16 protein-coding genes are annotated in these 12,384 nt (G+C 36.1%); 7 read left to right on the top strand and 9 right to left on the bottom strand.

All coding sequences use genetic code 11. The annotated features are described in order from the left end of the window. Positions 1–78 precede the first annotated feature (78 nt). Positions 79–450 carry a hypothetical protein gene (locus tag KDN24_RS22540; protein WP_409974005.1) on the bottom strand — a complete coding sequence of 124 codons (372 nt, stop codon included), beginning with the start codon at positions 448–450 and terminating at the stop codon, positions 79–81. A gap of 170 nt (positions 451–620) precedes the next feature. Here KDN24_RS22540 and KDN24_RS22535 point away from each other — a divergent pair, with 170 nt between their 5' ends. Beyond that, positions 621–1,331, top strand: a complete 711-nt coding sequence (locus KDN24_RS22535) for an ankyrin repeat domain-containing protein (protein ID WP_409974006.1) — start codon at positions 621–623, stop codon at positions 1,329–1,331. Between the two features lie 57 nt (positions 1,332–1,388). Here the strand turns inward: KDN24_RS22535 and KDN24_RS22530 are convergent, their stop codons facing one another. From KDN24_RS22530 to KDN24_RS22520, 3 genes are all read right to left on the bottom strand, one after another. Continuing rightward, on the bottom strand, positions 1,389–2,024 hold the full coding sequence (locus tag KDN24_RS22530; protein WP_409974333.1) for an NAD(P)-dependent oxidoreductase: 636 nt from the start codon (positions 2,022–2,024) through the stop codon (positions 1,389–1,391). 66 nt (positions 2,025–2,090) lie between these two features. After that, positions 2,091–2,498, bottom strand: a complete 408-nt coding sequence (locus tag KDN24_RS22525) for an Rrf2 family transcriptional regulator (protein WP_409974007.1) — start codon at positions 2,496–2,498, stop codon at positions 2,091–2,093. Between the two features lie 101 nt (positions 2,499–2,599). After that, positions 2,600–2,914: a winged helix-turn-helix transcriptional regulator gene (locus KDN24_RS22520; RefSeq protein WP_491348173.1), complete on the bottom strand. Its 315-nt coding sequence runs from the start codon at positions 2,912–2,914 to the stop codon at positions 2,600–2,602. Positions 2,915–3,192: 278 nt separating this feature from the next. Here KDN24_RS22520 and KDN24_RS22515 point away from each other — a divergent pair, with 278 nt between their 5' ends. Next, the gene (locus KDN24_RS22515; RefSeq protein WP_409974009.1) at positions 3,193–4,077 is read left to right on the top strand and encodes a VOC family protein; all 885 of its coding nucleotides are present in this window, start codon (positions 3,193–3,195) and stop codon (positions 4,075–4,077) included. A gap of 26 nt (positions 4,078–4,103) precedes the next feature. Then, positions 4,104–4,697 carry an NADPH-dependent FMN reductase gene (locus tag KDN24_RS22510; protein ID WP_409974010.1) on the top strand — a complete coding sequence of 198 codons (594 nt, stop codon included), beginning with the start codon at positions 4,104–4,106 and terminating at the stop codon, positions 4,695–4,697. Positions 4,698–5,061: 364 nt separating this feature from the next. Here the strand turns inward: KDN24_RS22510 and KDN24_RS22505 are convergent, their stop codons facing one another. Continuing rightward, positions 5,062–5,664 carry a hypothetical protein gene (locus tag KDN24_RS22505; RefSeq protein ID WP_409974011.1) on the bottom strand — a complete coding sequence of 201 codons (603 nt, stop codon included), beginning with the start codon at positions 5,662–5,664 and terminating at the stop codon, positions 5,062–5,064. A 379-nt stretch (positions 5,665–6,043) separates the two neighbouring features. On the opposite strand from KDN24_RS22505, the gene KDN24_RS22500 reads away from it, so the two are divergent. Then, on the top strand, positions 6,044–6,553 hold the full coding sequence (locus KDN24_RS22500; protein WP_409974012.1) for a DoxX family protein: 510 nt from the start codon (positions 6,044–6,046) through the stop codon (positions 6,551–6,553). A gap of 60 nt (positions 6,554–6,613) precedes the next feature. Here the strand turns inward: KDN24_RS22500 and KDN24_RS22495 are convergent, their stop codons facing one another. Beyond that, positions 6,614–7,348: an SDR family NAD(P)-dependent oxidoreductase gene (locus KDN24_RS22495; RefSeq protein ID WP_409974013.1), complete on the bottom strand. Its 735-nt coding sequence runs from the start codon at positions 7,346–7,348 to the stop codon at positions 6,614–6,616. Between the two features lie 173 nt (positions 7,349–7,521). After that, positions 7,522–7,704 carry a small acid-soluble spore protein H gene (locus tag KDN24_RS22490; RefSeq protein WP_409974014.1) on the bottom strand — a complete coding sequence of 61 codons (183 nt, stop codon included), beginning with the start codon at positions 7,702–7,704 and terminating at the stop codon, positions 7,522–7,524. A 149-nt stretch (positions 7,705–7,853) separates the two neighbouring features. On the opposite strand from KDN24_RS22490, the gene KDN24_RS22485 reads away from it, so the two are divergent. The 3 genes from KDN24_RS22485 to KDN24_RS22475 all read left to right on the top strand — a co-directional run bounded on the left by KDN24_RS22485 (position 7,854) and on the right by KDN24_RS22475 (position 9,890). Then, the gene (locus KDN24_RS22485; RefSeq protein ID WP_409974015.1) at positions 7,854–8,591 is read left to right on the top strand and encodes an urease accessory protein UreH domain-containing protein; all 738 of its coding nucleotides are present in this window, start codon (positions 7,854–7,856) and stop codon (positions 8,589–8,591) included. A 144-nt stretch (positions 8,592–8,735) separates the two neighbouring features. After that, entirely contained in the window at positions 8,736–9,194 is a 459-nt protein-coding gene (locus KDN24_RS22480) for a PCYCGC motif-containing (lipo)protein (protein ID WP_409974016.1), read from the top strand. Positions 9,195–9,203: 9 nt separating this feature from the next. Further along, on the top strand, positions 9,204–9,890 hold the full coding sequence (locus tag KDN24_RS22475; protein WP_409974017.1) for a c-type cytochrome: 687 nt from the start codon (positions 9,204–9,206) through the stop codon (positions 9,888–9,890). Positions 9,891–10,181: 291 nt separating this feature from the next. Here KDN24_RS22475 and KDN24_RS22470 read toward each other — a convergent pair whose 3' ends face one another. Then, positions 10,182–10,859, bottom strand: coding sequence for a response regulator transcription factor (locus KDN24_RS22470; RefSeq protein WP_409974018.1), 678 nt, complete (start codon positions 10,857–10,859; stop codon positions 10,182–10,184). A gap of 6 nt (positions 10,860–10,865) precedes the next feature. Continuing rightward, complete coding sequence (locus tag KDN24_RS22465; RefSeq protein ID WP_409974019.1) at positions 10,866–12,230, bottom strand: HAMP domain-containing sensor histidine kinase; 1,365 nt, start codon at positions 12,228–12,230, stop codon at positions 10,866–10,868. Positions 12,231–12,384: the final 154 nt, after the last annotated feature.

Genomic DNA, 12,384 nt, shown 5'->3' with positions numbered 1-12,384 from the left:
ATTTTTTGCACCGCAAATATCTCGCCCTTCTTTAAGTTAATAGGCAATGAGTTTCTGTCATTCACAAATGTATTAAAGTTACGATTCAAGCAGTAATCCTAATTCATTTGCAGCATTTTTCATAAAATCTCGACAAAAATAATAGCTATGCCAATTGATAATTTTCTCATCTTCAACTTCCAATAGATTAACATCATATAATATGTTCCTATTATTATTGGAAGTAGTCACATAGATAAGAGCCTTTTTACCCCAAAGTAATTGTTCATAGACAAAAATATTTTGTTGTCTCGTTTCCTTTTGAGTAGAGGCGAGGGAAGCCTTCATAATCGTATTTTTTCCATATTCTTTGCTAGATTGTTCAACAAAATTAAATACAGCGTGTTCATCTAGAAGATTGGCGATTTTTTGAAAGTCCCTTTGATTATAGGGGTCTATAAATTGTTTCACAACTTGATTATCAAACTGGTTGCTTGGATGCTGATTATTTCCTTTTTTTGTTGGCGTTTGTTCTTGCAGCGCTAATAAGTTCAGTCTTGCACAAAATTAAATTTTTCTAAAACTAGCAAATTTAGAAGTCTTATGTAAAAATAAATAATTAATAAAGGGGACTGATGCTCATGAGAAAATGGTTAGGAATAATCATAGGAGTGATTCTCTTTCTTCAAGGGTGTACGACAAATGAGAGTGGAAAAACGAATAAACAGGAAAAGGGGAGAGATATCGTGAGTGAAGGATTAGATGTACAACTCCAGCAAGCAGTCGAACATGGAGAGGCTAATAAGATTAAAGAGTTGCTAAAGGAAGGCGCAAACATAAATGGGCAGGACATCGAAGGCAGAACTCCTGTCATGATTGCAACATATAATAATGACGCTGAAATGGTTAAAGTGTTAATTGAGGCAGGTGCGGATGTTAATATTAGGGATCATATGAAAAATAATCCCTTTCTTTATGCAGGTGCAGAAGGATATCTTGAGATTTTGAAACTTACAATCGCTGCCGGTGCTGATCCAACTATTACGAATCGATACGGTGGGATTGCCATTATCCCAGCTTCTGAACGTGGCCATATAGAGGTCATCAAAGAGCTGCTTACAAATACAGATATTGATATAAACCACGTCAATAACCTTGGATGGACCGCTTTAATAGAAGCGATTATTTTGAATAATGGAAACGAAACACAACAGCAAGTTGTCCAATTATTAGTTGATTACGGGGCAGATGTGAATATCCCTGATCATGATCATGTGACACCATTTCAGCATGCACAGGCTAAAGGTTTCAAAGAAATAGAGGAAATATTGTTAAAGGCAGGAGCTAAATAAAAAGATTAAAACGCAAGAATGCTGTTAAATCAACATTCTTGCGTTTTTAATTTTCAGTTAAGCTTCTCCGACAACAGTAAATCTTTCATTTACATGTTGAGGGTTTTCAATTTCATCTAATACAGCAATTGCATAGTCAGCATAGCTAATATAGCTGTCGCCTTTAGAATTTACAAGAAGATGATCCTTTCCAGCTTGATATGAACCTGTTCGTTTTCCTTCAGGGTCAAATATGGCAGAAGGGCTAATAAATGTCCATGTAATATCAGATGTTGCTTGTAGTTCTTGAAGGTTGCGCCCTTGACCTTTTGCTGTAGGCTTAAACATGTCAGGAAAATCAGGTGTGTCGATGACTTTCAATGTTTTATTTTCATCTACATAAAGACTGCCGGCACCTCCGACAATCAGTGCTTTCGTATTCGTTCCTTTAAGTGCTTCAATAAGTGCATGACCAGCATCGACATGGGCTTGCTCTTCACCGAGAGGAGCACCAAAGGCATTGACGACAACATCGAATTCTTTTATATCATTTGTTGTTAGTTCAAATATATTTTTCTCAATGACAGCTATATTTTTGTCTGCTAGTTTTGCAGCATCTCTTACAATCGCTGTAACATAATGTCCTCGTTCAACAGCTTCCTTCAAAATAGCTCCACCGGCTTTTCCACTTGCTCCGATAATTGCAATATTCATCATTAAAAACCTCCATTCGTCTAGTTGTAACAATATTAGTTACATTTAAGTGGTGAAAAAATCTCTTTAATGAAAGAGATCATGAATGATGTCGTCAAGTGTTTGAGATGCTAATTCATTTTCCATTGCTAGTTGTGCACGTCTGAATTTTTTTTCAAGTGTAGCTTGAATATTTTTTCCGACTGCACAATTAGGATTAGGGTTGTCATGCATAGCAAAGGTCGTTTCAACGTTTCCTTGAACGGCTTTGTAAATATCTAACAAAGTAATAGTAGAAGGATCCTTAGTAACTATTATACCCGGAACTCCAGCTTTTGATGTTAAAAGTCCAGCTTTTTTTAGCAAACTGCTTATTCGTCTTATGACTACTGGATTTGTATTTACACTACCTGCGATAAAATCTGAAGTAGAACCAGGTTGAAAGGACGCTAACGCTAATATATGAATGGCAACAGCAAATCGACTATTTTTCATAAAGGTTCACCACCTGTAACTATTATAGTTACAATTAATAGTGGCTGTCAATTGACTGTTTTTACTAAAATTAATAAAGGTAGGCACGAAATTCCTACTCCTTATTGAGGATCTATCCAAGTTCGTGCCCATTTTTCGATATCCTTCATAAGAGGTTCTAAAGCTAAACCTTTTTCAGTTAATGAATATTCGATACGAACCGGTGTTTCTGGATACACTTCACGTTTCACGATTCCTTCGTTCTCCAAATCCTTCAATCTTTCTGAAAGGACTCTTCCACTTACACCAATTGAAGCTTCAATATTACAGAAGCGTTGTGGTCCGTTCAGCAGCCGAAATATAACTAATCCAGTCCACCTTTGACTTAAAATACTCATAGCTTTTTCGAACCTAGGACAAATTAGCGATTCTTCCACTTTCATCACTCCTTATTTCTATTATACCAATAATTAATCATAATTAAATTACTTTTTTTCAAATACTTACTTGACATTAATAATTTACAAAAATATAATTACTTACATAAAGTAACTAACTAACGAGTTGTGTTTTAATAATTTTTTGCTTTGTTAGGATCAAATAAGTGTAAAAAAGGCCGAAAAGTAAAAGATAAGAATAGATGATAGCAACCATATGATGAGTTATTTTAGGAAGCGCAATCTTCATTCAAGGTTTTGTTCTTGGCAATGGTTAAATGACTAGATATAAGCTTGTATTAAGGGAGGGGATTAAAGTAAATTATCATCACGAACCAAATACTTTTGTGGGGCAAGTGAATATAAAGGTGGAAAGCTTAGAGCGTGCACTTGCATTTTACAAGGAAATAATCGGTTTTAAAGTTCTAAACCAGACTGAAAGCAAAGCAAACTTAACCGCTGATGGGAAAACCGTTTTATTATCAATTGAACAGCCAGCCGATGTTATTCGAAAACAAGGCAGGACAACAGGCTTATATCATTTTGCCCTTCTTTTGCCAAAACGTTCCGATTTAGCAAGTATTGTTAAACACTTCGTTGAAAATAGAATTCAGATCGGCTCATCTGATCATCTAGTTAGTGAAGCTCTCTATTTATTAGATCCTGACGGGAATGGGATTGAAATTTATGTTGATCGTCCTTCTTCTAAATGGGATTGGAATAGAGGGGAAGTAGATATGGCAGTTGACCCACTTGATTTTAATGATCTTCTTACTGAATTAAAAGAAGATTGGCATGGTCTACCAGCTAAAACTGTCATGGGTCATATTCATTTACATGTATCCGAATTGAAACAAACGGAGGAATTTTATACGAAGGGACTTGGATTTGAAGTTGTGAATCGTTATGGCTCCCAAGCACTCTTCATCTCAACTGGTAAGTATCATCACCATATAGGTTTAAATACATGGAATGGAGTTGGAGCACCTACGCCTCCTGAAAATAGTGTTGGCCTTGATTTATTTACATTAATTCTGCCAACTGAAGAAGCACGACGTCTTGTTGTAGCGAACTTAAAAAATATGGGTGCAACTGTTGTTGAAGAAAATGGTTTTATTATGACTGTCGATCCTTCTGGGAATCGTATTCAATTACAAGTTTAATGAGATAAGTATAGGTGGTATCAAACATGAGTTTTTTAAATAAATTATTTAATCGATCAATCAAGGAGGAAGAAACAATGACAAACACGACTTTAAACATCGGGATTATTTTAGGAAGCACACGTCAAGGACGTGTTAGTCCACAAGTTGGAGAATGGGTAAAAGGAATTGCTGACAAACGTGGGGATGCCAACTATGAAATTGTAGATATTGCTGATTTTAAATTACCGTTTTTAGGAGAAGAGGATGCACCAGGAATTGCTCAATGGAATGAAAAGCTTTCAAGCCTAGATGGATTTGTGTTTATTGTTCAAGAATACAATCATAGCATTACAGGTGCATTAAAAAATGCATTAGATTTAGCTCGTGAAGCATGGAATAACAAAGCAGCTGGTATTGTAAGCTATGGCTCAACAGGTGGAGCACGTGCAGCTGAACATTTACGTGGAATTATGGGTGAGTTAATGATTGCAGATGTTCGTACACATCCAACATTGTCATTATTCACTGATTTTGAGAACGGATCTGTTTTCAAACCTCAAGATCTACATTTTGATAATGTCAATTTAATGCTTGATCAAGTAAATACTTGGAGTAAGGCATTAAAAACGATTAGATAATATTGGAAATAATACCGTTAATATCATGGAGGGTGTCCCGAAAGTATAACTTTAGGGGCACTCTTTTTTTTATGTTCTTATTAACCTGTCCGTTGATTTCCGTTCCAGACGCTTCGCTTTCCTTGGAGCAAGCGGTAAGCCTCCAAGGAAAGCGAACGCTCCTGCGGGGTCTCACCTGTCCGCTTTTCCCGCAGGACGTTGAGTAATCATCTCAGAATTAACCCCGCACGAGAAAATGCGTATGCATTTTCGAGGAGTCTTCGCGTCTTCCACTCCAATCAACTCATTGCAAAAATTAGTATGAACTTTGACTCAAAAAATCGTTATGGTTGGAAAAATTGTTGAATTTTTGTTTAGGATAAAACTATTTTTTGTAACGAAATGAAATGAAAAATACGATGAGTACAATACTAATCGACAGACATACAATGACGATTATCTTTGTTATAGATGTACCGCTTAAATCTTGTTTTGGAGGTTCTATTTTTGTAATGATTGGTATTTCAATTTGTTTTTTTAGAAAATCTTCGAAGAAAGTTTTATTTTCATCCTTTGATTCTTGAATTTCCCCATTTGAGAATTGAATCATTCCATTTGGGCCTCCTACTGGTACAAGGAACGTTGCTTCATCGTTTTTTTCAAGAAATAAGATAAATTCGCCATCAGCATTTTGAAAACGCTTTACCCATCCAACGTCATATTCATCAATCCCCACGATTAATGGCGTAAACACTTCACCTCTATAAACCTTTGTTATATGAAAGGGGAATCCTTGAAAAATAAAATTGCTTGATATAGGTTTGCTAGAAAAGTCATATTGGCCCATTACGATTACTTCAGCACTGTCAACAATTTCTTGAGGCTCTAACTCTATCCACTTTGTAGCCGAAACAGGCAGGATGTGGCTAGCTAAAATGATTGAGAAAAAAATGCTTAATAGTATGAATATACGATATAAATTTCCCATAATAACCTCCCTTCATCGTAAATAGACGCTCTAAGTAAATATATGTTACGGAATATCAAAATTATATTATATATATAGTTGTTACTTAATCGATTAAAAAGAGATTTGTGATTTATGATAGCAGTAATTTTTCTCACTTAGGTACATATTTTTGACACTTTTTTAATTCACGTCTAAAAAATCCTAATTTAATAACTTTTTTTCTTGATTCCTTTTTTTTGTGAAAACGTTGTCAAAGATGTGGTGTTCAAAAGAACGCCACATCTTTTTTACACAAATGTGAACTATCTCACAAAGGTATTTTCTGCTTTCTTAATAAGTGTTACATTTTAAGTGTAGAAATTATCCTATATTAAAATATCTCGAAAGGATGAGGATTATGTTTAACAAATTGTTAAGAGAAAATAATATCGTAGCCGGGATTTTAACTGTTATTAGGCTATATTGGGGTTATTCTTGGATTACAGCTGGATGGGGGAAACTAACGAACGGTTTTGATGCAGCAGGATTCTTGGCAAATGCGGCAGCTAACCCTGTCGCACAAAATGGCAAGCCTGTTTTCGGAATGTATCATACATTCATCGAATCAGTCGCAGCACCAAATGCTGAGATATTTAGCTTTATTATCCCTTGGGGAGAATTCTTAGTAGGACTTGGACTTATTTTAGGATGTTTAACAACAGCAGCTGCATTCTTTGGAATGATGATGAATTTCTCATTCTTACTTTCAGGTACAATTTCTCACAACCCTACTGACATCTTAATGGGATTCTTCATCGTTGCTGCAGGATACAATGCAGGAAAATTTGGACTTGATCGTTATGTATTGCCATATTTACGCAAACTCTTTAATAAAGGGAAAGATAAAAGCCATACAGTTTCAGTTTAACTAAATGAAAGGGGCTATTCCAAAAGTAAATTTTTGGAATAGCCCCTTTTATTCTTAAAACTACCGTGCGGAATATCCACCATCAATAACGAGTTCTCCACCTGTAATATAAGATGCTTCGTCTGATGCTAGGAAAAGAATGGAGTTTGCAACTTCTTCAGGTTGTCCTAAACGCTGCATGGGAGTTGCCTTTACAAGCATATCCATCGCTTCTTTGTATTGGATTAAGTTAGCCGTCATTGGTGTTTCAATCACACCAGGGAATACTGTGTTCACACGAATATTAAATTTACCTAAATCAGCTGCAGCTGCACGAGCAATCGCACGTAAAGAGCCTTTTGAAGCTGAGTAATGGTTAAAACCAGAACCAATAATAGCTGTGTATGAAGAAGTGTTAACGATTGCCCCTTTACCAGCATTTTTCATATATTTAGCAACATGCTTTATTCCTAAAAATGGACCGAATGAATTGATTTTGTGCATCAAGCTCCAGTCGGCATCCGTAATTTGTTCTGGCAACTTTTCTGAGGAAATGCCTGCATTGTTAATTAAAATATCTATGCGGCCATATTTGTCTATAATTGCTTTCGTTACTTCAGCCCAATTTTCATCAGATGTAACGTCTAATTTCATTCCTTCAACATTTTCTACTTCTGCAATCTTTGCTAAATTTTCTTCACTAATATCTGCAGCAATAACGGTTGCTCCTTCTTTAGCAAATAATTTTGCCATTGCAGCCCCCATCCCTGAAGCTCCCCCAGTAATAATGGCAATTTTATTATCTAATCTACCCATTTTCATCCATCCCCTTAAATTGTGGGGCAACTTGTTTAATCATTCTATCATTTTTAATCTTTTCGTTAAACAAGTTTGCCCCTTTTATTATGATATTAAGTATTTTAATGTTAAAATATTTGAAAGTAAAGGAATTGAGTTTGAACTAAATTCTTATGATTTTACTGCTCTTTTTATCCATGTTCCTTTAAGGATGAGATAGGTACATTTTGCTCATTATTTGGATCATCAAGTGGATAGATTCGAGCTGTTTCATTTTTTTTATCTACATTTTGAATATAGATTGGGGCTCCATTATAAGTTACGTTAATCATTGTCGGTGATGTAATAATTTCTTGAGCTCTTAGTTTGTCCATGAAACATAACCCTCCTTAGTAATTAACATCAATCTTAATATTTGCTTCAGCCTCTTCAAGTATTCTTATATTTGTGCATGAAATCTGCAAAGTTTTATTGTATGGTCAACTCATGATGACTAACGTTCATACAAATAAGGAGAATAAAGATGTACAGTTTCTTTAGCCAAATAAGCAATTTTTTTTCTGAACCATTCATTAATATTGGCCTTAGTACGACAAGTATTCCTCTCTTATCCGCTTTTGTGCTAGGAATTGTCGGCGCCTTAGCACCGTGCCAGTTTACCGGAAATTTAGGGGCGATTACGGTCTATGGAAATCAATCCATACAAAAAAATATTGCCTGGATCGATGTATTGTTTTTTACACTTGGAAAAATAGTCGTTTTTTCCGGTTTAGGTTTGATCGTATGGGTGGTTGGAAGTGAAGTACGTTTTTCTTTCATTACTTATTTTCCATGGATAAGAAAGATTGTTGGTCCTCTATTTATCTTGATTGGTTTATTCATGCTCGGATTTATCAAATTTCATAAATCTTTTTCCTTTGGAAGCCTTCCAGAAAAATTGCAGAGAAAGGGCAGGCTAGGTGCATTTTTTATGGGAGTGAGCTTCACACTCGGATTTTGTCCAACGATGTTTACACTCTTTTTCATCACGCTGATGCCGATGGCAACATCCGTAAGTTATGGAGCAGTTCTTCCGATTGTTTTTGCCATTGGTACTTCGTTACCGTTACTTATAGCGATTTTTCTAATCTGGTATTTAGATTTAGGAGGCTCGCTCATTAAGAAGAAAGGGCGAAAGCTTGGTATGCTCATACAAAAAATAGCAGGGGGCTTTATGTTAATCATAGGAATCCTTGATACAATCACGTATTGGGGTCTTTAAGGTATTATGAAAAAATCGTGACAATTCGATTATTTTCAGATGATATTAATTATTTCTTCATGCTTTCTGCATAATTTCTGCATATTAATTTTTTACATTCGAATTGTAGATAAATGAGATAAAGGTGTAAAAGGAGGGGATAATTTGAAACGCTTACTACTCTTATTAATAGTTGGAGTTTTTTCAATGAGTATTGCAGCTGGCTGTAGTTCAAGCAGTGATAAGGAGCAGAAAGAAATGGCTCTTGATCCGAAGCATACTGCTTTACCAGACTTCGTGTTAAATACTTCATCATATGTACAGGAAACATATATGATGGCGGCAGAACACCCTGATGTAGTGGCTGCAGTCCCATGTTATTGCAACTGCAATGAATCAGCTGGGCATATGAGCAATATGAATTGTTTTATCGAAGAATTAGGTCCAAATAATGAAGTAATCAAATGGGATCCCCATGGTACCGCCTGAGACATTTGTGTAGAAATCGCCCGGGAGGCGGTTAAGCTACAGAATGAAGGCAAGGAATTAAAGGAGATTCACCAATCAATTGTAAAGAAATATGGAAGCTTCGGGACCCCGACACCTACCCCAGAACCTAAGTAGGGAATGATGATGAAAAAAAGACAAATAAGAATGGCTATTTTTTTCTCGATCATTATTGTAGCTACCATTAGCACTACGGTTCATAATCAAACTAAAGTAGCGAAAGAAGAGTCTATTGTAAAAGGAAGGCAGCTCTACACTCAGCTTTGTCTTGACTGTCATGGTGAGACTGGAGAGGGAGAAGGGGCATTAATAGGAATATCATTCAATAATCAACAATTTTTAAGCACTTTTTCCGATAATGATCTAAAAAATATGATTGAAAATGGCAGACCCCAGGCTTTAATGCCAGCATATCGTTTTTTGGAGGATGAGGAAAAGACAAACATAGTCTCCCTAATCCGAAGCTGGCAAACAAAGCCGCTTACCTTTAAAGCGCCATCCAAAATTACCGGAAATGTAGATAACGGAAAGCAGCTTTATGCAGCGAATTGCATGACATGTCACGGACAAACAGGTAGTGGTTTTTCGACAGCTGCAGCGGCTATAGCTAATCCTGATACACTTAAACAAATAACGGATAAACAAATGTGGCTTTCCATTGCCTATGGTCGAGATGGAACAAGAATGGGCCCTTCTTTAAAAGGCGAAAATGGTGTAAAACAATTAGGCGAACAGGACATTAGCGATATTGTCATTTACATTCGCACTGACTTAGCGAACACATACAATCCTTTAGAGACAAAAAGTGAATGATAGAATTCTATTTTAGTAGTGGGCTGTTCCCGAAATGGGACAGTCTATCTTTATTTAGCGTTAGCTTAGTTGCTCCAATTTATTAGGGATAGCCCTCGAAAATGCCTTAATAAGAAGGCGAAAGGTCGATTCTTAGAGTGAGGGAAGGAGAATCGCCTTCAAAGCAAGGGAATAAGATCGATTCTCCAGGAGGATCAGGAAGAATCGCCTTCTAAGGAAGGGAATAAGGTCGATTCTCCATGGGAAGCAGAAAGAATCGCCTTCAATAAAAGGGAAAGTTCGATTTCTGATTTATCCTTTTCCATCCCATTTATAACCGATGCCCCAAACGGTCACAAGATGTGTATCTGCGGGAAACCCCGCTTTTCGAAGCTTATCACGTAAATTGCGAACATGGGAATCGATCGTTCGATCTTCAGTGGAGACGCCATACCCCCAAATAGAATTAATTAAATGCTCTCGAGAAAATACTTTATTCATATGATTTAAAAATAGCTCCATCATCGCAAATTCTTTAGGGGTTAGGGAGATATCTTTATGATTGTATTGCAGAACAAAGGAATTTAAATCCAAAATAAGACCTTGAAAACGAATTTTTCCTATCTTACTATTATTCCTTCTTAAGACGGCTTCAATTCTAGCGGTCAATTCTTCTTCGTCGAATGGCTTTGTAATATAATCATCTGCACCTGTTTTTAAACCCTTCACAATATTAGGTTTTTCACTTCTAGCAGTGAGCATAATAATGGGAACCTCCCAATGCTTTCGAATTTCTTGACATGCTTCCCACCCGTCCATCTCCGGCATCATCACATCAAGCAACACTAAATCTACTTCGTTTTCTTCTAAAAAGGTGATGGCTTCAAGCGCAGAGGTCAGCTTCACACAGTTGTATCCAAGCGGTGTTAAATAAAGTGAAAGTAAATCCAGCATTAGTGGTTCATCATCTACTAGTAAAATGGTTTTCATTTATTCTCACTCCTTAATGATAATCGTGAATTCCGATCCAACTGCTAATTCACTTTTCACAGTAATTTCCCAGCCATGTTTATCAACTAGTTCCTTTACAATGGCGAGACCAAGTCCTGTCCCACCTAATGATCTCGTTCTTGCTTTATCAACTCGATAAAATCGATTGAAAATATAGGAGAGATCCTTTTCTGGTATTCCCTTACCATCATCATGGATGGAAATTTGGACAGCTTGTTTATTTCCCTCAACTGTTAAAGTGGTTGTCCCACCAACTGATGAATATTTCATTGAATTGTCCAATAAGTTTAAGATGATTTGCTCCAATCTTGAAGGATCGGCCATAACAAAAACATTTGGAGGACAAGAAATACGTAAATTCATGTTTCTCTGTTTAAAAGCAGGAACCAGCTTTTTCACAATGGATGAAAGTAAATCATTTAAATTGATTTTGATTTTCTTAATTTCAAATGTGTTTTTATCAATTTTGGCTAATTCAAACAAATCCTTAATTAAAGCAGACATGCGGTTCGTTTCCTCAAGAATAATAAGTAAATATTTTTCTTGTTCTTCCTTTGACAGGCTTCGTTTTAGGACGATATCAGCATAGCCTTTTATGTAAGTTAACGGAGTTCTCAATTCATGGGAAATGCTCGCCAAAAATTCATTTCTTTCTTCTCTTAAATAACTAAGATCATTCGCTAATAATTGAATCGATTTTGCTAAATCCCCAAGCTCATCATTCGTAGATTTAGGAACGGTAACTGAGAAATTCCCCTTGCTCATTTGTGAAGTGGCATTCTTCATCTTTATAAGCGGTTTTGTAAGTGCTTTTGTTAAAAAAATAATAATAATTCCTGTTAGACCAACAGCAATAACACCTGCGAACAGGAAGTGCTCATTAAGCCGATTTATTAAAGAGTGAACGGAATTCGTATCTTGAAACATATAAACAAATCCAGCTATTTGGCCGTCAATTTCAATTGGACTGACAGTTGAGATATACGGCTCATTTTTCCAATTATCCGCGATGATTTCCCCATTTCTTTGGATATCTGCAGGAATGGCATGTAAATACGAACTAAAATGGACAATCTCGTCTGATGAATCAAGAATTTGCCCGTGTTCATTTGTTATCACAACATTTGTATTTGCTTCCGACTCCATTAAAGAAACGTGGGAGATTGTATTTGTATCGAAGTGCTTTTCAAGCACGTCCCGATGAGAATTTCCTCTAGCTCTAAGTGCGGCAAGCTCTTCTTCGACTCTAGAACCAACAATGGTCGCATGTAAAAAGAAAAACATCATCGTCTCTATGCCGAAAAAAATTAAGAAAAACAATATTCCAAGCTTAATCGAAAGTTTATTCATAGTTCATCACATCACCTATATGAATGGAATATATCCATTTTACTTTAAAAATTTGAAGAATATATGCAGAATGACAATATTAGCTGTTACGAACTTGAAACAATCTTGTTATAAACGATCCATTTTTTGAAGTAAAAGGTAACTTATGTATGCT

This window comes from Cytobacillus sp. Bva_UNVM-123 (assembly GCF_046351715.2).
Classification (GTDB): Bacteria; Bacillota; Bacilli; order Bacillales; family Cytobacillaceae; genus Cytobacillus.
This window is presented reverse-complemented; position numbering and strand designations above follow the sequence as displayed.